The sequence below is a fragment of the Pseudomonas sp. Pc102 genome (assembly GCF_018408275.1).
GTDB lineage: Bacteria > Pseudomonadota > Gammaproteobacteria > Pseudomonadales > Pseudomonadaceae > Metapseudomonas > Metapseudomonas tohonis.
In genome coordinates this window covers 4,313,705-4,335,775 of record NZ_AP021905.1, presented here as the reverse complement: position 1 = coordinate 4,335,775, position 22,071 = coordinate 4,313,705, and the positions used below count along the sequence as shown (strand labels likewise).

The window sequence follows — 22,071 nt, the reverse complement described above, 5'->3', positions numbered from 1 at the left end:
ACATGAATCCGCAGCCGCTTGACGAGAAAGACTGGAGCGCCAACCACCTGGCGCTGTCCGAAGGGCCGCAGCTCTTCGACAACCCCGGCATCGCCCGCCTGCGCCGTGCCGTGGAGGACGACTTCGCCGCCCGCCACCTGGCCGGGCGCGTGGTCGTCGAACCGACCGCCGGGGCCCGCGAGGCCTGGGACGGCGTTCGCGCCTTCGCCGCGCTGCCGGCACCGGGCGACCTGGCGCAACTGCTGGATCGCTGCACCGAAGGCCTGCGGCCGGAGGGGCGGGTGGTCCTCGACCTGCGCTCGCCCGCCCATTGGCAGGCGGCCTTCGGCGAGTCGCCGGCGGCCTGGCCCGAGCGTGGCCGTGACGACCCGGCGGTGGCGCTCTGCTCGCCTGCCGCGTTGCTGGCGGCGGCCGATGCCCGGGGCCTGAGCCTGGTGGCGCTGGAGCCCTACGCGGGCCTGTGGGACAACGCCTTGCTCTACCTGCGCCTGGAGCGGCGCTTCAAATGGCTGCGGCTGCTGTCCTGGCTCGACAGCGACGAGGCGCTTTTCGGCCTGGCGCTGCAACTGGAGCAGAAGGTGCTCGCCAGGCTCGGTACCTCGGCCAGCGGGCGCTACCTGGTGGCCCTGGAGAAGCGTCGCGACCCGGCCGGCAACGCCGCCTGGGCCGAACGCCTGGCCGCCCGCGAGGCGGTGCTCGCGGCGCCGTCGCTGGCCGGTATCGAGGCCCTGCTGGAGCAGGGCCCCGAAGCCTTTGCCGCGCAGACGGCCGGGCCGCTCGGCAGCTTGCGGACCCGGCACGTGCTGTTCCTCCTGCAACAGGCCCTGGCTTTCCATCGCCCCGACTTCGACCTGGAGCCCTGGCTGGCGCCCGAGGTCGCCGAGCAGCTGCGTCGCTGGCAGCGGGCCCAGGCCATCGACAGCCGCAACATGGCCATCGCCCGGGGCTGGGTGGTGGAGCCGAAGCTGCGGCAGCGGCAAGGCGTGGACCTGGTCTCCGGCCTCGAGTACCACCTGGCGACCGCGCTGCTGCGCGATTACTTCAAGACCCACAGCGGAGTCAGCTCGTGAAAACCCCCGCCATCGTCAGTTTCCTCTGGGAGCCCCAGGTGGGCGTGCTGAAGGAATTCTTCAAGCGCCACGGCCCGCTCACCGTGGTCACCCTGACCCCGTACATCTCCCAGGCGCTGATCGATATCGTCGACGAGGCCGGCGGCAAGCTCTATGCCATGGACCAGGAGCTCGGTGACATGGGCGCCCAGGGCATACGTGCCGAGTGGGAACCGCTGCGCGAGCTGTACGGCCAGCACCTGGAGCAGGCGCTGCCGGCGCTGCTGGCGGCCGAGGAAGGCGGGGCGCTGGCACGAGTGATCGGCGCGCGCCTGGATGCCGAGCTGCCGCTGCTGATGACCGTGCTGCATGGCCTGGAACTGGCCCAGCGGCACTACCAGTTGTGCCTGATGATCGGCAGCGAGGACGTGCTGCCGGTGTCCAAGGTGGCGATGCACTGGGCGCGGACCCAGGGCATCCCTTCGTTGCACCTGTCCCACGCCCTGGCCCTGAACGACCCGCACACCGTGCACGCGCAACTGGTGGCGGACATCCATGCGGTCTATGGGCAGCGCGGGCTGGAGGGGTACCTGGACTACGGCGTGCCGGCCGAGCGCCTGCGCGTCACCGGCAACCCGGCCTGGGACAAGTTCCTCAAGCTGGCCGGCGAACGGCTGGTCCACGAGGGCGAGCTGCGGCGCCGGCACGCCTTGCGCGAGGGCGAGCCCGTCGTGGTGTTCGGCACCACCTGGACCAGCAGCCTGACCGCCCATGGCGACGAAGGCATCTTCGGGCAGACGGTGGGCGCCTTCATCGACGCCTGCGAAACCCTGTTCCGTGCCGGCCTGCACTTCAACCCGATCATCAAGGACCGGCCGCCGAACTATCACTTCGGCGAGCGCCGCTTCAAGGAGCTGCTGGCCGAGCGCGGCGCGGACCCCGAGCGCTATTTCTACCTGGTCGAGGATGGCCCGCTCTGGGCCGCCAGCGCCGACGTGCTGGTGGCGGTGGACTCCAACTACTGCGTCGAGGCGATGCTCTGCGGCACTCCGGCGATCAACCTGCAGCACCCGGCCAACACCCTGTTCGGGCCGTGCTACGACGCCCAGGCGGGCGTGCTGGACGTCGAGCCCGGTGAGCTCGCCGAGGCCATCCGCCAATTGCTGGTGGATACGGCGTTCCGCGAGCGGCAGCAGGCGCTGGCGGCACGGGCGCGTCCCTATTTCAACCTTGGCATCGACGGCCTGGCCTCGGCCCGTGTCGCCGAGCTGATGGGCGAGATGGCCGTGGGCCTGGTGCCCAAGCTGCTCGCCTGGCTCGATTCGCGCCTGCCGGTGGCGGCCGAGCGCGCGCTGATCGACGAGCGCCTGGCGCTGTGCAAGGGCGAAGGCCCCGTGCTCGGGGTGTTGGTGCTCGAGCGCAACGATGCGCGGGCGCTGGAGCGCACCCTGGCGAGCCTGGAGCGCGCGCTGCCGGCGCCGGTGGAGGTCACCGTCTTCGGCGCCAGCGCAGCGGCCGTGGGCACGCGCGCCGGTTTCGTCCAGGTCTCGCCCGACGCCCCCGTTGAGGCAATCAACGGGTTCGTCGCCGCCGCCGCCTTCGACTGGGTGCTGCTGGTGGACGCGGGCACCGAGTTCACCCAGGCCGGGCCCTTGCTGTTCTGCCTGGAGCTCGCCGAGGCCCTGGCCCACGAGGCGGAGACCGGCGAGATCATCCACGCCTTCTATGCCGACGAGCTACAGCGTTCGCCCTCCGGTGCCCTGGGGGCGCTGTTCAAGCCGGACTTCAACCTCGATCTGCTGCTGAGCTTCCCGGCCATGCACGGCCGTCACTGGGCGCTGCGCCAGCGCAGCTTCGTCGAGCTGGGCGGCTTCGATCCGGTGTTCGGCGATGCCTGCCGGCTGGACCTCGTCCTGCGCCTGGTCCAGGGCTCCGGCGGCAGCGGCCTGCTGCACCTGCCCGAGGTGCTGCTGGTGGCGGATGTTCCCAGCCTGGCCTTCAACCCGGCCGAGCAGGTCGCGCTGGAGCGCCACCTGGAGGCCCGTGGCTACTCGGCCACGGTGCAGGCGTTCATGCCGGGGCGCTATCACATCGACTACGGCCACGCGGACCAGCCGCGGGTGTCCATCGTGGTCGCGGTGCGTGACCACCTGCCGCTGCTCCAGCGCTGCGTGGAGAGCGTGCTGGAGAAGACCCGCTATGCCCGCTACGAGTTGCTCCTGGTCGACTGCGAGAGCCGGGAGCCGGCGACCCGCCAATGGCTTGACGGCGTCGAGGCGCTGCAGAGCGAGCAGGTCAAGGTCTGGCGCTTCGCCGGGGCGTTCAACTTCTCGGCGACGGTCAACGCCGTGGCGATGGCGGTGGAGTCCGACTACCTGCTGCTGCTGAGCCACGACGTGCAGGTGGTGCAGGAGGATTGGCTGGAGCAGTTGCTCAATCACGCCCAGCGCCCGGAAGTGGGGGTGGTGGGCGCCAAGGTGCTCGATTCGATGGGGTGCATCGAGCAGGCCGGCGTGGTGCTGGGGTTGCACGATGTCGCCGGGCGCGCCTTCGTCGGCGAAGAGGGCGACGCCCCCGGTTACATGAATCGCTTGCAGGTGACGCAGAACTACAGCGCGGTCGGCTCGGCCTGCCTGATGGTGCGACGCAGCGCCTTCATCGAGGTCGGCGGCATGGACGAGGCGCAGCTGAGCGCCTTCTATGGCGACATCGACCTGTGCCTGCGCATTCGCAGCGCGGGCCTGCTGAACGTCTGGACGCCCCATTGCACGGTGCTGCGCGACGGCATCGAGCTGCCCGTGCTGGCCATCGATGGCGCCCTGCAGCGCCAGGCCGCGCTCAAGGCGGCGCGGGAGGAGATGTTGCAGCGCTGGCTGCCGACCCTGGCCCGTGATCCGGCCTACAACGCCAACCTGTCCCTGGCCGGCAATGGCTTCGGCTTCGAGTACGGCACGCGGCGGGTGCACCATCCGCTGCTGCCCCAGGTGCTCTGCTACCCGGCGGACGCCACCGGCTGCGGCCACTACCGCGTGCGCCAGCCGTTCGCCGCGTTGCGCGAGGAGGGCCTGATCGACGGCCTGATCAGCGCCGTGCACCTGGCGCCGGTGGAGCTGGAGCGCTTCGGTGCCCGCAGCGTGGTGTTCCAGCGGCAGATCATGGAGCCGCAGATCGCGGGCATGCGCGAGGTGAAGGCGCTCTCCGGCGCCTTCAAGGTCTACGAGCTGGACGACTACCTGCCCAACCTGCCGCTCAAGAGCATGCACCGCGAGAGCATGCCCCGGGACGTGCTCAAGTCCCTGCGCCAGGCGGTTTCCCTGACCGACCGCTTCGTGGTCTCGACGCAGCCCCTGGCGGAAGCCTTCGCCGACCTGCACACGGACATCCGCGTGGTGCCCAACACCCTGCCCACCCACTGGTGGGGCAACCTGCGCAGCCAGCGCCGTCGTGGCCGCAAGCCCCGCGTGGGCTGGGCCGGCGGCAGCAGCCACCAGGGCGACCTTGAGCTGATCGCCGACGTGGTGCGCGAGCTGGCGGGGGAGGTGGAGTGGGTGTTCTTCGGCATGTGCCCGGAGAAGCTGCGGCCGTTCGTCCACGAGTTCCACATCGGCCTGCCCATCGACCAGTACCCGGCCAAGCTGGCCAGCCTGGACCTCGACCTGGCCCTGGCCCCGCTGGAGCAGAACCTGTTCAACGAGTGCAAGAGCAACCTGCGCCTGCTGGAGTACGGGGCCTGCGGCTTCCCGGTGATCTGCAGCGACGTGCTCTGCTACCGCGGCGATCTCACCGCCACTCGGGTGAAGAACCGCTTCCGCGACTGGGTGGACGCCATCCGCATGCACCTGGCCGACCTGGACGCCACGGCCGCCGCCGGCGACGCCCTGCGGGAGCAGGTGCTGGGCAACTGGATGCTGGAGGGGGACAACCTCGCGCGCTGGCGCTCCGCCTGGCTGCCGGACTGACCGGAGGTCGCCGACGAACGGCGTGGCGAAAGGCTAAACCTTCGCTACGCCTGCCGATAACCCTGGTACGAACACTGTTCGAGCCTGCCCGGCAAGCCCAAGGCGAAATAAATTTCAAATTTCCCCTAAAGCTCCACCAGCAAGCGCCGATAAACAGTTCGAATGCGAATTCTAGGGGCACCTGAGCAGCAGGTCCTGAAGGTCGCAAAGCTCAGGTAAATACTAGGTACTTCGGGAGACGCCAAATGGCACTTACAGTCAACACCAACATCGCTTCGCTCAACACTCAGCGCAACCTGAACGCATCGTCCAACTCGCTGAACACCTCGCTGCAGCGTCTCTCCACCGGCAACCGTATCAACAGTGCCAAGGACGACGCCGCCGGCCTGCAGATCTCCAACCGTCTGACCAACCAGATCAGCGGCCTGAACCAGGCGACCCGCAACGCCAACGACGGCATCTCCCTGGCGCAGACCGCTGAAGGTGCCCTGCAGCAGTCCACCAACATCCTGCAGCGTATCCGCGACCTGTCCATCCAGGCAGCCAGCGGCTCGAACAGCGACGCCGACCGCGCCGCCCTGCAGAAAGAAGTGACCGCGCAGCAGGCCGAACTGTCCCGTATCGCCGAAACCACCACCTTCGGTGGTCGCAAGCTGCTGGACGGCACCTTCGGTACCACCAGCTTCCAGGTCGGTTCCAACGCCTACGAAACCATCGACGTGACCCTCAAGGACGCGTCCTCCGCCAAGCTGGGCTCCTACCAGGTCGGTGGCGGTGCTTCCACCAACTCCGCCGGTGCTTCGGCCGCCTCGGTCTCCACCGTCGCAGGCACCATGATCGCAGGTAGCGGTGGCGCCTTCGCCTCCGGCACCATGACCGTGGTCGGCAATGGCCAGACCAAGGACGTGAACATCACTTCGACCGACAGCGCGAAGAGCATCGCGCAGAAGTTCGACGGCTCGATCGCCGGCCTCTCCGCCAGCGCCCGTACCGTGATCCAGGCCGATGTGAACTTCACCTCCGGTGCTGCCACCTTCAACATGACCGTAGGTTCCAACACCGTTCAGATGGTGGGTGTGACCTCCAACGAAGACCTGGCCAACCAGATCAACTCCAACGCCGGCAAGCTTGGCCTGACCGCCAACTACGACACGCAGAACGACAAGATCACCATCACCTCGTCCACCGGTGAGACGATCCAGTTCGGCACTGCCACCGGTACCTCCGCAGGCACCATCGACGTGGCCGTACAGGGCAGCGACGGTACCTACGGTGCAGCCGCGGACGTGAAAGCGGGTGGGGGCAAGGCCTTCGGTTACGTACAGCTGGATTCCCCGGTATCCTTCGCGGTGACCGGTGCGACCGGTGGTGTGTTCAACGGCAGCTCCTCGACGCTGAACACCGTTGCCAACGTCGACATCTCCACCGCCGATGGTGCCCAGCGCGCCCTGGCAGTGGTCGATAGCGCCCTGGCCGCGATCGACTCCCAACGTGCCGACCTCGGTGCTGTGCAGAACCGCTTCGATAACACCGTAGCCAACCTGCAGAACATCTCCGAGAACGCCGACGCTGCTCGCAGCCGGATCAAGGACACCGACTTCGCAGCTGAAACTGCGACCCTGTCCAAGAACCAGGTTCTGCAACAGGCCGGTACCGCGATCCTGGCCCAGGCGAACCAGCTGCCGCAGTCGGTCCTCAGCCTGCTGCAATAACGCAGGAAGAGCGCCCAGCAACGATGGGGGGAAGGGGATAACCCTTCCTCCCATTTGGCCATTGTGAGGTATGTAAAATGGATATCTCGAACATTACGTCGGTCGGTGCCCTGCCCAGGTTGGCCAAGGACCCCGTTGCCAGCGTAACGCCCGGCCAGGAGGCTGCCAGGACGGTGGCGCCCGCCAGCAATGCGGCAAGCCCCGCCGAGGCGGATGCCCGTTCCCAGGCCCAAGGTGGTGACCTGGAATCGGCAGTCGCCGATATCCAGTCCTTCGTCCAGACGGTGAAACGTGGCCTGGACTTCAATGTCGATGACTCCAGCGGGGAAGTGGTGGTCAAGGTCATCGATACCGATTCCGGCAAGCTGATCCGGCAGATCCCCTCCGAGGAATTGCTGAAGCTCGCTGAACGCCTGGAAGACATCCGCAGTCTGATGTTCGAGGCCAAGGCTTGAGTTGGTACGTTTCTTGAGTGCCAAACTCATGATCGTTCCCCGAAGGGAACTCGGGACGTTTTTTTGACGGAGGTGTGAGATGGCTACCACCATCGGTACTGTTGGATCTGGACTCATCGATATCGATGCCACTGTGAAAGCGCTGGTGGCCAACGCCCGGGCGCCGAAGCAGAACCAGCTCGATACCCTCGAGTCGAAGTCCACGACCAAGCTCACCGCCCTCGGCTCGCTTCGGAGCGCCGTCAGTGATTTCCAGACGGCGATGTCGCTGCTCAACAGCCCCACCAGCTTCCTGTCGCGCACCGCGACCTCGAGCAACACCGCAGCGCTCAACGCCACGGCCAGCCAGAGCGCCATCGGCGGGACCTACAAGATCAACGTCACCCAACTGGCCGCCGGCAGCAAGATCGCGTCCGCCGCATTCAGTACCGGCGCGACCACCAAGTTCAACGAAGGCTCGCTGGACATCAAGATCGGTGGCGACGATGCGCTGACCGTTGCCGTCGACAGCACCAACAACACCCTTTCCGGCATCCGTGATGCGATCAACAAGCAGGGCGCGGCGAAGGGCATCACCGCCACCATCGTCACCGACAACCAGGGTTCGCGCCTGGTGTTGAGCAGCAGCAAGATGGGCGATGGCAAAGACATCACCATGACCGGCACCAGCACCTCGGGCAGCAACACCGACCTGAGCAAGCTGACCTTCCCCGGTCCGACCCTGAATCCGACGGATTTCCCGAGCACCGCCGAGTACGACGCGGCCGTGGCCAAGGCCGGCAAGACCCTGTCGACCGCCCAGAGTGCGAAGCTGACGGTGGACGGCCTCAACGTGGTGAGCGACTCCAACGCCGTCACCACCGCCATCGATGGCGTCACCCTGAACCTGACCGCCGAGACCGAGGCCAACAAGCCGCTGACCCTGACCGTCTCGCAGAACAGCAGCGCGGTTAAGACCAACGTCCAGAACTTCGTCACCGCGTACAACAAGATGGTGAGCACCATCAGTTCGCTGACCAAGGTGACCACCGTGGAAGGCAGCAACCCCGTGGTGGCGGCGCTGGCCGGCGACTCCACCGCACGCTCCCTGCTCGCCTCGATGCGCAGCGAGCTGGTCACCCCCAGTGGCGAAGGCTCCGTCAAGGCCCTGGCCAGCCTGGGTATCACCACCAAGCAGGACGGTACCCTGGACCTGGACGCCACCAAGCTGGACAAGGCCATCGCCGCCGATTACCAGGGCATCTCCGATTTCTTCACCGGTGACAACGGCCTGGCCAGCCGCATGACCAAGCAGGCCAAGCCCTACACCGACTCCACCGGCGTCATCGAGCAGCGCAGCAAGGTGCTTCGCGACACCATCAAGGGGGTCGACAAGCAGCAGGAGGCCCTCGACCTGCGCATGACCGCACTGCAGACCCGCCTGTACAAGCAGTTCACCACCCTCGACTCCCTGCTGGCGCAGATGCAGGGCACCAGCGACAGCCTGACCTCTCAGCTCGACGCACTGCCTGGCCTGACCAAGAAGAACTGACCGAACCCGAGGTTTGGTCAGCTCGCGTCTTAATGACGAAAAAAGCTCAGCAGGAGGCTTAAAGCTCCCGTGAAACCAGCCGATATTATGGACATCGAAGAAACACTGGTTCACGAGGAGTTGCGAGATGAGAGCGATGTTGGCCATGAAGCAGTATCAGCAGGTGAATGTTCAGGCTCAGGTCTCTGATGCAAGCCCTCATCGCCTGATCCAGATGCTGATGGAAGGTGGGCTTGAACGCATGGCTCAGGCCCAGGGCGCGATGATGCGCGACCAGGGCTCACTGAAAGGCGAGCTGATCAGCAAATCCATCGGTATCATCGGCGGCCTCCGCGAAGCACTGGACCCGACTCGCGGTGGCGAAGTCGCGGCCAATCTCGATCGCCTGTACGAATACATGATCGCGCGCCTCATCCACGCCAACAAAGCCAACGACCCTGCGGTTCTCACCGAGGTTGCCGGCCTGCTGCGTGAAGTGAAGTCCGGCTGGGATGCCATAGCGCCCTGAGTTAGGAGAAGAAAATGAGCCAAGCCATGCTCCAGCAGATCGAAGAAACCCGCCTGGCCCTGGTCTCCGCCTTCGAGAGCCAGGACTGGGAAATCGTGAGCCAGCTCGACCGCCAGTGCCGCGACCAGGTGAATGTCGCCATGCTCGATTGCGCCGACATGGAAGAGGGCCTGCGTGCCCAGCTGGAAGCGCTGATCGATGTCTACCGTCGTCTCACCGAAGCCTGTGCCCAGCAGCGCGACCAGGTCGCCGACGAACTCCGCAATCTCGTCCGTTCCAACCAGGGCGCCAAGGTCTATCAACTGTTCGGTTGATAGCCTCCCGATGCGGCGTCGACAGGTGATCGGCGCTGCACCCTCAGCCTCTTAGGCTATCTGTCGCCAGACGCAAAAAAAGCACGCCATAAATTTGACTCTTGGCACTTTTTTGACTTTACTAGTGGCCAATTGCTGGCGCTCATCGGGAATCTGATGGCACCGGTTGCCCTTGTGCCGCTGCAGAGGCGGCATCAGCCCTCGAGCAAAGAACAGAACAAGCATGTGGCGTGAAACCAAGATTCTGCTGATTGACGACAACAGCGATCGCCGCCGTGATCTGGCGGTCATTCTGAACTTTCTCGGCGAAGAGCACCTGGCCTGCGCCAGCCGCGACTGGCGTGAAGCCGTCGGCGCGCTGAACGCCACGCGCGATGTGCTCTGCGTCCTGCTCGGGGATGTCGAGTCCAAGGGCGGTACCACCGAGCTGCTCAAGCAGGTGGCGACCTGGGACGAGTTCCTGCCCGTGCTGCTGATCGACCAGGTGGTCCCGGCCGACTGGTCCGACGAGGTGCGCCGCCGCGTGCTGGCCAGCCTCGAGATGCCACCCAGCTACAACAAGCTGCTGGATTCCCTGCACCGAGCCCAGGTCTACCGCGAGATGTACGACCAGGCCCGCGAGCGCGGCCGCCAGCGCGAGCCGAATCTGTTCCGCAGCCTGGTGGGCACCAGCCGTGCCATCCAGCAGGTGCGCCAGATGATGCAGCAGGTGGCCGACACCGACGCCAGCGTGCTGATCCTGGGTGAGTCGGGCACCGGCAAAGAAGTGGTGGCGCGCAACCTGCACTACCACTCCAAGCGTCGCGACGCGCCCTTCGTTCCGGTCAACTGCGGCGCCATCCCTGCCGAGCTGCTGGAAAGCGAACTGTTCGGCCATGAGAAGGGCGCCTTCACCGGCGCCATCACCAGCCGAGCCGGGCGTTTCGAACTGGCCAACGGCGGCACCCTGTTCCTCGACGAGATCGGCGACATGCCGCTGCCGATGCAGGTCAAGCTGCTGCGCGTGCTGCAGGAGCGCACCTTCGAGCGCGTGGGCAGCAACAAGACCCAGAACGTCGATGTGCGCATCATCGCCGCCACCCACAAGAACCTCGAGCAGATGATCGAGACCGGTGGCTTCCGCGAAGACCTCTACTACCGCCTCAACGTGTTCCCTATCGAGATGGCCCCGCTGCGCGAGCGCGTCGAGGACATCCCGCTGCTGATGAACGAGCTGATCTCGCGCATGGAGCACGAGAAGCGTGGCTCCATCCGTTTCAACTCCGCCGCCATCATGTCGCTGTGCAACCACGACTGGCCCGGCAACGTCCGCGAGCTGGCCAACCTGGTGGAGCGCATGGCGATCATGCATCCCTACGGCGTCATCGGCGTGACCGAACTGCCGAAGAAATTCCGCCACGTGGATGACGAGGACGAGCAGTTGGCCGCCAGCCTGCGCGAGGAGCTCGAGGAGCGCTCCGCCATCGGTGCCGGCCTGCCTGGCGTCAGCAGCCCGGCGATGCTGCCGCCCGAGGGCCTGGACCTCAAGGACTACCTGGGCAACCTCGAGCAGGGGCTGATCCAGCAGGCCCTGGACGACGCCGCTGGCGTGGTGGCCCGCGCCGCCGAGCGCCTGCGCATCCGCCGCACCACCCTGGTGGAGAAGATGCGCAAGTACGGCATGAGCCGTCGCGACGACGAAATGGCAGAAGATTGACGCTGATTTCGTAATTCTTTGTTTTAAAAGGATATTTTTTTAGGCACGGGTATTGCTATGTCTCTCTCGACTGACCGTCTCCTGACGGTTTGCCGAGCGAGAGAGAATCATGACCGCCAGTGCCAGCCCATCGCAGAAACCTGAGTCCGCCAGTGCGGCGCCCGTGGAGGAGGCCGGCCGAGCCAGCCTCGAACAGGCGTTCGCCATGTTCAACCAGATGTCCAACCAGCTGAGCGAGTCGTACAGCCTGTTGGAAGCTCGGGTGACGGAGCTCAAGGGGCAGCTGGCCCTGGTCAGCGCCCAGCGCATGCAGGAACTCGCCGAGAAGGAACGCCTGGCCCTGCGCCTGCAGAGCCTGCTCGACCTGCTGCCCGGCGGTGTCATCGTCATCGACGGCCAGGGCGTGGTCCGGGAAGCCAACCCCGTGGCGCGCAGCCTGCTCGGCAAGCCGCTGGTGGGGATGCTGTGGCGCGAGGTCATCGCCCGCAACTTCGCCCCCCGCAAGGACGACGGCCACGAGATATCCATGAAGGACGGGCGCCGCCTGTCCATCGCCACCCGTTCATTGAACGGCGAGCCCGGGCAACTGGTGTTGCTCGCCGACCTCACCGAAACCCGTCGTCTGCAGGACCAGCTGGCCCGTCACGAGCGCCTCTCCGCGCTGGGGCGCATGGTCGCCTCCCTGGCCCACCAGATCCGTACGCCGCTTTCCGCCGCGCTGCTCTATGCCAGCCATCTCACCGAGCAGGTACTGCCGGTGGAGCAGCAGCAGCGTTTCGCCGGGCGCCTGAAGGAGCGGCTGCACGAGCTGGAGCACCAGGTGCGCGACATGCTGATCTTCGCCCGAGGCGACCTGCCGCTGCCGGATCGCCTGAAGCCGGTGATGCTCTTCGCCGCGTTGCGCTCGGCCGCCGAATCCCATGTCAGTGGCCTCTCCGTACGCTGGCAGTGCGACGCCAGCGGCGGCGAACTGCTGTGCAACCGCGACACCCTGGTGGGCTCGCTGCTCAACCTCATCGAAAACGCCATCCAGGCCGCCGGCCGCGATGTGCGCCTGAAGATCCACCTGTACAGCCGGAGCGGCACGCTGCGCCTGTGCATCAGTGACAACGGCCCGGGCATGGACGCCGCCACCCTGGCTCGCCTGGGCGAACCCTTCTTCACCACCAAGACCACCGGAACGGGCCTCGGCCTCGCGGTGGTCAAGGCGGTGGCGCGTGCGCACCAGGGTGAGTTGCTGCTCAGCTCCCGCCCGGGTCGTGGCACCTGCGCCACCCTGGTCCTGCCGCTGCTTGGCACGGCACAGCCGGTAATTCAGGAGTAACCCCATGACCGTCAAAGTTCTGTTGGTCGAAGACGACCGTGCCCTGCGCGAAGCGCTTGCCGACACCCTGATGCTCGGCGGCTACGACTTCCGCGAAGCGGATTGCGCCGAGGCCGCCCTGGTGGCGCTTGGCGAGGAGCCTTTCGGCATGATGATCAGCGACGTCAACATGCCCGGCATGGATGGCCACCAGCTGCTCGCGCTGGTGCGTACCCGCTACCCGCAACTGCCGGTGCTGCTGATGACCGCCTATGGCGCCGTCGAGCGCGCGGTCGATGCGATCCGCCAGGGCGCCGCCGATTACCTGGTCAAGCCCTTCGAGCCGCGCGCACTGCTGGAATTGGTCGAGCGCCATGCCCTGGGGCGTGCCGGCGCCGGCGAAGGGGAGGGCCCCGTGGCCCAGGAACCGGCCAGCCTGCAGCTGCTGGAACTGGCCGCCCGCGTGGCCCGTAGCGACTCCACCGTGCTGATCTCCGGTGAGTCCGGCACCGGCAAGGAAGTGCTCGCCCGCTACATCCACCAGCAGTCGCCGCGTGCCAGCAAGCCCTTCATCGCGATCAACTGCGCGGCGATCCCCGACAACATGCTCGAGGCGACCCTGTTCGGCCACGAGAAGGGGGCCTTCACCGGCGCCATCGCCGCCCAGCCCGGCAAGTTCGAACTGGCCGATGGCGGCACCATCCTCCTCGACGAGATTTCCGAGATGCCCCTGGGCCTGCAGGCCAAGCTGCTGCGCGTACTGCAGGAGCGTGAGGTGGAGCGGGTCGGTGCGCGCAAGCCCATCGAACTGGACATCCGCGTGCTCGCCACCACCAACCGCGACCTTGCCGGCGAAGTGGCGGCGGGGCGCTTCCGCGAGGATCTCTACTACCGGCTCTCGGTCTTCCCCCTGGCCTGGCGCGCGTTGCGCGAGCGTCCGGCGGACATCCTGCCCCTGGCCGAGCGCCTGCTGGGCAAGCACGTCAAGAAAATGAACCACGCCCCGGTGCGCTTCTCCGCCGAGGCGCGCCAGGCGCTGGTCAGCCACCCCTGGCCGGGTAACGTCCGCGAGCTGGACAACGCCATCCAGCGTGCGCTCATCCTGCAGCAGGGCGGCCTGATCCAGCCCCATGACCTGTGCCTCACCGCGCCCATCGGCATGGCCGTCGCACCGGTATCGGTACCCCTGAGCCCGGTTGCGGCCGTCGTCCCGGCGCCGGTCGGCCTGCCCGCCAGCCCTGCCGCGCCCTCTGCGGACGCCGCGGGCGCGTTGGGCGAGGACCTGCGTCGACACGAATTCCAGATGATCATCGACACCCTGCGTTCCGAGCGCGGCCGCCGCAAGGAAGCCGCCGAACGCCTGGGCATCAGCCCGCGCACCCTGCGCTACAAGCTCGCGCAGATGCGCGATGCGGGCATGGATGTGGAGGCGTATCTGTATGCCAGCTGACGCTGGAGCGCGCGCTAGCGCTTGAGCTATAAGCCGCAAGCCGCAAGCCGCAAGAAATCCGGCCTACCCAGCCTGGGTAGGCCTGCCCGTGCCTACTACTTGAAGCTTGCCGCTTGTCGCTTGAAGCTTCTTCCTCTCACCTTGGCACCCTTGTTGCAACCTCCCCCGCAAAGACCGCTCCAGTGTCAAAAAATTGCGGTCGCGGAGGAATGTGATGAGCCAGGGTGTCGAATTCAATCGCCTGATGTTGGAAATGCGCTCCATGCAGATGGAGGCCATGGCCCGTACCAAGCCCGTGGCCAGCGCTACGCCCGAGGTCAACGCGCCGAGCTTTTCCGACATGCTCGGCCAGGCCGTCAACAAGGTGAACGAAACCCAGCAGGCGTCCAGCCAGCTCGCCACCGCTTTCGAGATGGGGCAGAGCGGCGTCGACATCACCGACGTGATGATCGCCTCGCAAAAGGCCAGCGTGTCCTTCCAGGCCATGACCCAGGTCCGCAACAAGCTGGTCCAGGCGTATCAAGACATCATGCAGATGCCGGTTTAAGGGCAGGGTTGAGAAATGGCAGACGCGGCAACCGCTAACGTCCCGGCCCAGGCGGGCGAGCAAGGCGAGAAGAAGCCCCTGTTCGGGCTGGCATTCCTGGAAAACCTGTCGCAGATGAGCATGCTGCGCCAGATCGGCCTGCTGGTCGGTCTCGCCGCCAGCGTGGCGATCGGTTTCGCCGTGGTGCTCTGGTCGCAACAGCCGGACTACCGCCCGCTGTACGGCAGCCTCAGCGGCATGGACGCCAACCAGGTGATGGAGGCCCTGAACGGCGCCGACATCCCCTACAAGATCGAACCCAATTCCGGCGCCCTGCTGGTCAAGGCCGACGACGTCGCCCGTGCTCGCATCAAGCTCGCCGGTGCCGGCATCGCGCCGAACGATGGCAACGTCGGCTACGAGATCCTCGACCAGGAGCAGGGTCTCGGCACTAGCCAGTTCATGGAAGCGACCCGCTACCGTCGCGGCCTGGAAGGCGAGCTCGCACGCACCATCTCCAGCCTGAACAACGTCAAGGGCGCTCGCGTGCACCTGGCCATTCCCAAGAGCTCGGTGTTCGTACGCGACGAGCGCAAGCCCAGCGCCTCGGTGCTGGTCGAGCTGTACCCGGGTCGTTCCCTGGAGCCGAGCCAGGTGATGGCGATCGTCAACCTGGTCGCCACCAGCGTGCCGGAACTGGACAAGGGCCAGGTCACGGTCGTGGACCAGAAGGGCACGCTGCTGTCCGACCAGCAGGAGCTTTCCGAGCTGTCCATGGCAGGCAAGCAGTACGACTACACGCGCCGCATGGAAGGCCTGTTCACCCAGCGTGTGCACAGCATCCTGCAGCCGGTGCTGGGCAATGGCCGCTACAAGGCCGAGGTCTCCGCGGACGTCGACTTCAGCGCGGTGGAGTCAACCGCCGAAATGTTCAACCCGGACCAGCCCGCGCTGCGCAGCGAGCAGAAGCTCAACGAGGAGCGCCAGGCCGCCTCCGGTCCGCAGGGCGTTCCCGGCGCGCTGTCCAACCAGCCCCCGGGCCCGGCCACTGCCCCGCAGCAGGCGGCTCCGGCCGCTGCCGCACCGGCCGTGGCGCCCGGCCAGCCGATCCTCGACGACAACGGCCAGCAGATCATCGACCAGGCCACCGGCAAGCCGATGCTGGCGCCGTACCCGACCGACAAGCGCGACCAGACCACGCGCAACTTCGAGCTGGACCGTTCCATCAGCTATACCAAGCAGCAGCAGGGTCGCCTGCGCCGGCTTTCCGTCGCCGTGGTGCTCGACGACCAGATCAAGGTCAACGCCCAGGGCGAGACCACCCATGTGCCCTGGACGGCCGACGAGATCGCCCGCTTCACCCGCCTGGTGCAGGATGCCGTGGGCTTCGATGCCAGCCGTGGCGACAGCGTCAGCGTGATCAACACCCCGTTCGTCGGCGGTGGCGACGAGGTGATCGAACTGCCGTGGTACGAGCAGGTCTGGTTCCAGATGCTGACCTCGGGCCTGAAGCAGCTGTTCCCGGCGCTGCTGATCCTGATCCTGGTGTGGTTCGTGCTGCGTCCGGTGCTCAACAACATCTCCGGCGGCGGCAAGGGCAAGGACCTGGTCGGCGGCGGTCGCGACGGCGACGTCGAGCTGGGCGAAATGGGTGGGCTGTCCGGCGAGCTGTCCGATGATCGGGTGAGCCTCGGCGGGCCGCAAAGCATCCTGCTGCCGAGCCCGAGCGAGGGGTATGATGCACAACTGAACGCGATCAAGAGCCTGGTAGCCGAAGACCCGGGTCGCGTGGCCCTGGTAGTCAAAGAGTGGATCAACGCCGATGAGTGATAACCGCGCCCCGGTCAAGCTGACCAAGGTGGACAAGGCCGCCATTCTGCTCCTTTCCCTCGGCGAGACCGATGCCGCGCAGGTGCTGCGCCACATGGGCCCGAAGGAAGTGCAGAAGGTCGGCGTGGCGATGGCGCAGATGCGCAACGTGCATCGCGAGCAGGTCGAGCAGGTGATGGGCGAGTTCGTCGAGATCGTCGGCGACCAGACCAGCCTGGGCGTCGGCGCCGACGGCTACATCCGCAAGATGCTCACCCAGGCCCTGGGCGAGGACAAGGCCAACAACCTGATCGACCGCATCCTCCTGGGCGGCAGCACCAGTGGCCTGGATAGCCTGAAGTGGATGGAGCCGCGCGCCGTGGCCGACGTCATCCGCTATGAGCACCCGCAGATCCAGGCCATCGTGGTCGCCTACCTCGATCCGGACCAGGCCGGCGAGGTGCTCAGCCATTTCGACCACAAGGTGCGCCTGGACATCATCCTGCGCGTCTCCTCGCTGAACACCGTGCAGCCTTCCGCGCTCAAGGAACTCAACCTGATCCTCGAGAAGCAGTTCGCCGGCAACGCCAGTTCCACCCGCACCACCATGGGTGGCGTGAAGCGCGCGGCGGACATCATGAACTTCCTCGACAGCTCGGTTGAGGGCCAGCTCATGGACTCCATCCGCGAGGTGGACGAGGACCTGTCCAGCCAGATCGAGGATCTGATGTTCGTCTTCGACAACCTGGCCGACGTCGACGACCGCGGCATCCAGGCGCTGATGCGCGAGGTGTCCTCCGATGTGCTGGTGCTGGCCCTCAAGGGGTCGGACGAGGCGATCAAGGAGAAGGTCTTCAAGAACATGTCCAAGCGAGCGGCCGAGCTGCTGCGCGACGACCTCGAGGCCAAGGGCCCGGTCCGCGTCAGCGACGTCGAGACCGCGCAGAAGGAAATCCTCACCATCGCCCGTCGCATGGCCGAAGCCGGAGAAATCGTGCTCGGCGGCAAGGGCGGCGAAGAAATGATCTGAGGCCCGCCCGATGGCTACCAAGGAAGCGCAGAGCGAGCTGATCCGCGCCAAGGACGTGAGCGCCTTCGACCGCTGGTCCCTGCCCAGCTTCGACCCCGAGGGGCCCGCCGATGTGGCCGAGGAGCCGGTCGAGCCCGTCCGGCAGCCGGACGAACCGGCCGCTGCCGAATCCCTCCCGACGATGGAAGCGCCCCAGGCGATCGAGGAGGTCGAGCCCGAGGCCGTCAAGCCGCTGACGCTCGATGAGCTGGAGGCGATCCGCCAGGATGCCTACAACGAGGGTTTCGCCACCGGCGAGAAGGACGGTTTCCACGCCGGCCAGATCAAGGCGCGGCAGGAGGCCGAGGTGGCCACCAACGCGCGCCTGGAGTCCCTGGAAAGCCTCATGGGCCAGCTCATGGCACCCATCGCCGAACAGGACCAGCAACTGGAAGAGGCCATGGTGCACCTGATCGGTCAGATGACCCGGCAGATCATCCAGCGCGAGCTGGCGATGGACTCCAGCCAGATCCGCCAGATCCTGCGTGAGGCCCTGAAACTGTTGCCCATGGGCGCCAGCAACTTGCGCATCCACATAAACCCGCAGGACTTCGAGCTGGTCAAGGCACTGCGCGAGCGCCACGAAGAGACCTGGCGCATCCTCGAGGACGAGACGCTGCTGCCCGGTGGCTGCCGCATCGAGACCGAGCACAGCCGCGTCGACGCCAGTATCGAGACGCGCATGAGCCAGGCGCTCAAGCAGCTCTTCGACCAGCAGCGCGAGCAGAAGGTCCACCCGCCGGCTGCCGACATCGCCATCGACCTGAGTTCCCCGGAACCGCCCCATGCGTCTTGAACGCACCAGCTTCGCCAAGCGCCTCGGCGGCTACGCCGATGCCGTACGGCTGCCCACCCAGCCGGTGGTGGAAGGGCGCCTGCTGCGCATGGTCGGCCTCACCCTCGAGGCCGAGGGCCTGCGCGCCGCGATCGGCAGCCGCTGCCTGGTGATCAACGACGACAGCTACCACCCGGTGCAGGTCGAAGGCGAGGTGATGGGCTTTTCCGGCAACAAGATCTACCTGATGCCCGTGGGCAGCCTCGCCGGCATCGCCCCTGGCGCGCGCGTGGTGCCGCTGCCCGATACCGGCCGCCTGCCCATGGGCATGTCCATGCTCGGTCGCGTGCTCGATGGCGCCGGTCGCGCCCTGGACGGCAAGGGCGGGATGAAGGCCGAGGACTGGGTGGCGATGGACGGCCCGGTGATCAACCCGCTCAACCGCGACCCCATTTCCGTGCCGCTGGACGTCGGCATCCGCTCCATCAACGGCCTGCTCACCGTGGGCCGGGGCCAGCGCCTCGGCCTGTTCGCCGGCACCGGTGTCGGCAAGTCGGTGCTGCTGGGCATGATGACCCGCTTCACCGAGGCGGAGATCATCGTGGTCGGCCTGATCGGCGAGCGGGGCCGCGAGGTCAAGGAATTCATCGAGCACATCCTCGGCGAGGAGGGCATCAAGCGCTCCGTGGTGGTCGCATCACCTGCGGACGACGCCCCGCTGATGCGCATGCGCGCCGCCATGTACTGCACGCGCATCGCCGAGTACTTCCGCGACAAGGGCAAGAACGTCCTGCTGCTGATGGATTCGCTGACCCGCTTCGCCCAGGCCCAGCGCGAGATCGCCCTGGCCATCGGCGAGCCCCCGGCGACCAAGGGCTACCCGCCATCGGTGTTCGCCAAGCTGCCCAAGTTGGTGGAGCGTGCCGGCAATGGCGAGAAGGGCGGGGGTTCCATCACCGCCTTCTACACCGTGCTTTCCGAGGGCGACGACCAGCAGGACCCCATCGCCGACGCTGCACGTGGCGTGCTCGATGGTCACTTCGTGCTGTCACGACGCCTGGCGGAGGAGGGGCACTATCCCGCCATCGATATCGAGGCGTCGATCAGCCGGGTCATGCCCCAGGTGGTCAGCCCGGAGCACATGAAGCTGGCCCAGCGCTTCAAGCAACTTTGGTCGCGCTACCAGCAGAGCCGCGACCTGATCAGCGTCGGGGCCTATGTCGCCGGTGGAGACGCCGACACCGACCTGGCCATCGCCCGGCAACCGGCCATGGCCCGCTACCTCCACCAGGGGCTCAACGAAAGCGAGCCGCTGGCGCAGAGTGTCGAGCGCCTGGCAGCGGTATTGAACACCGGCAACGCGGGCTGATGATCCATGGCCCGTGACCGCGCCGCGCGCCTGGCCCCCGTCGTGGAAATGGCGCAGAAAGCCGAACGCGACGCCGCCCGCCAGGTCGGCCACTGCCAGGGCCTGCTCGGCCAGGCCGAAGGCAAGCTCGGCGATCTCGAGCGTTTTCGGTCCGACTACCAGCAGCAGTGGATCACCCAGGGCAGCAAGGGCGTCTCCGGCCAGTGGCTGACCAACTACCAGCGCTTTCTCTCGCAATTGGAAACGGCCGTCGCCCAGCAGACCCAGAGCGTGGCCTGGCACCGCGAGAACCTGGTGAAGGCGCGTGAGGCCTGGCAGCAGCGCTACGCACGCCTGGAAGGCCTGAAGAAACTGGTGCAGCGCTACATCGACGAAGCGCGGGCGATCCAGGACAAGCGCGAGCAGAAGCTGCTCGACGAGCTCTCGCAACGCCTCATCGGGCGTGAGGAACGCTAAATCGCGGTTGCCGAGGCTCCAGGCGGGTGCTAAATCTTCAGCACGCGTTTTCATCTGATCAAGGAGTCTTGCATGGCCATCACCTCGCTGCCTTCGAGCGACGGGCAAGAGTTGACCATCGTCATCCAGGGACGTTTCGATTTCGGGGCCCACCAGGAATTTCGCGACGCCTACGAGCGCGTGAGCATCCACCCCACGCGCTACGTGGTGGACCTCAAGGGCACCACCTACCTCGACAGCTCGGCCCTGGGCATGCTGCTCCTGCTGCGTGACCACGCAGGCGGCGACAGCGCGCAGATCCGCCTGGTCAACTGCAACCCCGACGTCCGCAAGATCCTCGCCATCTCCAACTTCGAACAGCTGTTCCAGATTGCCTGAAACCGCCATGTCGGCCCGCCTGTCGATCCTCATCGCCGAGGACAACGCAGCCGACCGCATGCTGCTCTCCACCATCGTCAACCGCCAGGGCCACCGTGCCCTGACGGCGGCCAATGGCCTGGAAGCGGTGGCGCTGTTCGAGCAGGAGCGGCCGGACATGGTCCTGATGGATGCCCTGATGCCGGTCATGGACGGCTTCGAGGCCGCGCGCCGGATCAAGCAACTGGCTGGCGAGGAGCTGGTGCCGATCATCTTCCTCACCTCGCTGACCGAGAACGAAGCCCTCGTGCGCTGCCTGGAAGCCGGTGGTGACGATTTTCTCGCCAAGCCCTACAACCGCGTCATCCTCGAAGCCAAGATCAAGGCCATGGATCGCCTGCGCCGCCTGCAGGAGACGGTCCTGCACCAGCGCGACCTGATCGCCAAGCACAACGAGCACTTGCTCACCGAGCAGCGTGTGGCCAAGGCGGTGTTCGACAAGGTGGCCCACTCCGGCTGCCTCAACGCCTCCAACATCCGCTACCTGCAATCGCCCTACGCGCTGTTCAACGGCGACCTCCTGCTGGCTGCGTTCAAGCCCTCAGGCGGCATGCACGTGCTGCTTGGCGACTTCACCGGCCATGGCTTGCCGGCTGCCATCGGCGCAATGCCGCTGGCCGAGGTGTTCTATGGGATGACTGCCAAGGGCTACGCCATGGCCGACATCCTCCGAGAGATGAACGCCAAGCTGAAGCGCATCCTGCCGGTGGGAGTGTTTTGCTGTGCGACCCTGCTCAACCTCAGCTTCCAGCGCCGCGTGCTGGAGGTGTGGAACGGTGGCCTGCCCGACGGTTACCTGCGCTGTGCCGACGGCAGCCCGGTGGTACCGCTGGTGTCGCGGCACCTGCCGCTCGGGGTGCTCGACCCCGCGGTGTTCGATGCCAAGTACGAGGTCTACCCGATAGAAGTCGGTGATCGCGTGTTCCTCTGGTCCGACGGCGTGCTGGAGACCCGCAACGAAGCCGGCGAGCTGTTCGGTGACGAACGCCTGCAGCAGGTGTTCGCCGGCAACACCCGCCCCGAGCAGCTGTTCGACGAGATCCAGCGCACCCTGGCCGCATTCCGTGGCGAGGCGCAGGACGACGTCAGCATGATCGAGGTGTCGCTCGTCGAGGACCTCCAGCAGCGTCCGCAACTGGCCTTCACCGACAGCGGCCAACTGAGCCCGCTGGACTGGTCCGCCTGCTTCGAGTTCCGCGCCCAGACCCTCAAGCGCTTCAACCCCCTGCCGCTACTCCTGCAACTGCTGCTGGAGGTGCAGGGCCTGCGCGACCAGGGCGGGGCGCTCTACACTGTGCTCGCCGAGCTCTACTCCAACGCACTGGAGCACGGCGTGCTGGGCCTGGACTCATCGCTCAAGCGCGATGCGCGCGGGTTCGCCGAGTACTATCGCGAGCGTGCCTTGCGCCTTGCATGCCTGGAGGACGGCCATGTGCGCGTCCACCTCGAACTGCTTCCCGAGGGCGAGGAGGGTGGCCGCCTATCGATGCGGGTCGAGGACAGCGGCAAGGGCTTCGATGCGCGTGCGGTGTTGGCGCGCACAGCGGATACTTCCCGCCTCAGCGGCCGTGGCCTGACCCTGGTCAGACAGCTTGCCGCGCGCTGCGACTTGCCGGAGGATGGCAAGGGCATCCGCGTGGAGTTCGTCTGGCCGCGCCCATCCTGATTCCCAT

General features: G+C 66.5%; 18 protein-coding genes. All 18 read left to right on the top strand.

The genetic code is table 11. The features are described from left to right. Window positions 1-2 precede the first annotated feature (2 nt). On the top strand, window positions 3-1,070 hold the full coding sequence (locus PHLH3_RS19730; RefSeq protein WP_213625464.1) for a hypothetical protein: 1,068 nt from the start codon (window positions 3-5) through the stop codon (window positions 1,068-1,070). Continuing rightward, on the top strand, window positions 1,067-5,008 hold the full coding sequence (locus PHLH3_RS19725; RefSeq protein WP_213625463.1) for a glycosyltransferase: 3,942 nt from the start codon (window positions 1,067-1,069) through the stop codon (window positions 5,006-5,008). Before PHLH3_RS19730 ends, PHLH3_RS19725 begins: the two co-directional genes overlap by 4 nt. A 245-nt stretch (window positions 5,009-5,253) precedes the next feature. After that, window positions 5,254-6,720, top strand: coding sequence for a flagellin (locus tag PHLH3_RS19720; protein WP_213625462.1), 1,467 nt, complete (start codon window positions 5,254-5,256; stop codon window positions 6,718-6,720). Between the two features lie 77 nt (window positions 6,721-6,797). Continuing rightward, the gene (locus PHLH3_RS19715) at window positions 6,798-7,175 is read left to right on the top strand and encodes a flagellar protein FlaG (protein ID WP_213625461.1); all 378 of its coding nucleotides are present in this window, start codon (window positions 6,798-6,800) and stop codon (window positions 7,173-7,175) included. A 79-nt stretch (window positions 7,176-7,254) separates the two neighbouring features. After that, window positions 7,255-8,706 (top strand): flagellar filament capping protein FliD, encoded by a 1,452-nt coding sequence (gene fliD, locus PHLH3_RS19710; RefSeq protein WP_213625460.1) that lies wholly within the window; start codon window positions 7,255-7,257, stop codon window positions 8,704-8,706. Window positions 8,707-8,833: 127 nt separating this feature from the next. Continuing rightward, a complete protein-coding gene (fliS, locus tag PHLH3_RS19705; protein WP_173177772.1) occupies window positions 8,834-9,214 on the top strand; it encodes a flagellar export chaperone FliS in 381 nt (126 codons plus the stop codon). Window positions 9,215-9,228: 14 nt separating this feature from the next. Continuing rightward, window positions 9,229-9,528, top strand: a complete 300-nt coding sequence (locus PHLH3_RS19700) for a flagellar protein FliT (protein WP_111260896.1) — start codon at window positions 9,229-9,231, stop codon at window positions 9,526-9,528. A 223-nt stretch (window positions 9,529-9,751) separates the two neighbouring features. Next, a complete protein-coding gene (locus PHLH3_RS19695; protein ID WP_111260895.1) occupies window positions 9,752-11,224 on the top strand; it encodes a sigma-54 dependent transcriptional regulator in 1,473 nt (490 codons plus the stop codon). A 109-nt stretch (window positions 11,225-11,333) separates the two neighbouring features. Further along, window positions 11,334-12,548 (top strand): ATP-binding protein, encoded by a 1,215-nt coding sequence (locus PHLH3_RS19690; RefSeq protein ID WP_213625459.1) that lies wholly within the window; start codon window positions 11,334-11,336, stop codon window positions 12,546-12,548. A gap of 4 nt (window positions 12,549-12,552) precedes the next feature. Next, window positions 12,553-13,977 carry a sigma-54-dependent response regulator transcription factor FleR gene (gene fleR / locus PHLH3_RS19685; RefSeq protein WP_213625458.1) on the top strand — a complete coding sequence of 475 codons (1,425 nt, stop codon included), beginning with the start codon at window positions 12,553-12,555 and terminating at the stop codon, window positions 13,975-13,977. 214 nt (window positions 13,978-14,191) lie between these two features. Next, entirely contained in the window at window positions 14,192-14,524 is a 333-nt protein-coding gene (gene fliE / locus PHLH3_RS19680; RefSeq protein WP_173177780.1) for a flagellar hook-basal body complex protein FliE, read from the top strand. A gap of 15 nt (window positions 14,525-14,539) precedes the next feature. Beyond that, window positions 14,540-16,333 carry a flagellar basal-body MS-ring/collar protein FliF gene (gene fliF / locus PHLH3_RS19675; protein WP_173177782.1) on the top strand — a complete coding sequence of 598 codons (1,794 nt, stop codon included), beginning with the start codon at window positions 14,540-14,542 and terminating at the stop codon, window positions 16,331-16,333. Next, a complete protein-coding gene (gene fliG / locus PHLH3_RS19670) occupies window positions 16,326-17,342 on the top strand; it encodes a flagellar motor switch protein FliG (protein WP_111260889.1) in 1,017 nt (338 codons plus the stop codon). Before fliF ends, fliG begins: the two co-directional genes overlap by 8 nt. Window positions 17,343-17,352: 10 nt before the next feature. After that, on the top strand, window positions 17,353-18,177 hold the full coding sequence (gene fliH / locus PHLH3_RS19665) for a flagellar assembly protein FliH (protein WP_213625457.1): 825 nt from the start codon (window positions 17,353-17,355) through the stop codon (window positions 18,175-18,177). Then, a complete protein-coding gene (fliI, locus tag PHLH3_RS19660) occupies window positions 18,167-19,525 on the top strand; it encodes a flagellar protein export ATPase FliI (RefSeq protein WP_213625456.1) in 1,359 nt (452 codons plus the stop codon). Before fliH ends, fliI begins: the two co-directional genes overlap by 11 nt. A 6-nt stretch (window positions 19,526-19,531) precedes the next feature. Next, window positions 19,532-19,981 (top strand): flagellar export protein FliJ, encoded by a 450-nt coding sequence (gene fliJ, locus PHLH3_RS19655; protein ID WP_213625455.1) that lies wholly within the window; start codon window positions 19,532-19,534, stop codon window positions 19,979-19,981. A 72-nt stretch (window positions 19,982-20,053) separates the two neighbouring features. Further along, on the top strand, window positions 20,054-20,359 hold the full coding sequence (locus PHLH3_RS19650; RefSeq protein WP_111260885.1) for an STAS domain-containing protein: 306 nt from the start codon (window positions 20,054-20,056) through the stop codon (window positions 20,357-20,359). A 7-nt stretch (window positions 20,360-20,366) separates the two neighbouring features. After that, window positions 20,367-22,064: a fused response regulator/phosphatase gene (locus PHLH3_RS19645; protein ID WP_213625454.1), complete on the top strand. Its 1,698-nt coding sequence runs from the start codon at window positions 20,367-20,369 to the stop codon at window positions 22,062-22,064. The last annotated feature ends 7 nt before the right edge of the window (window positions 22,065-22,071 follow it).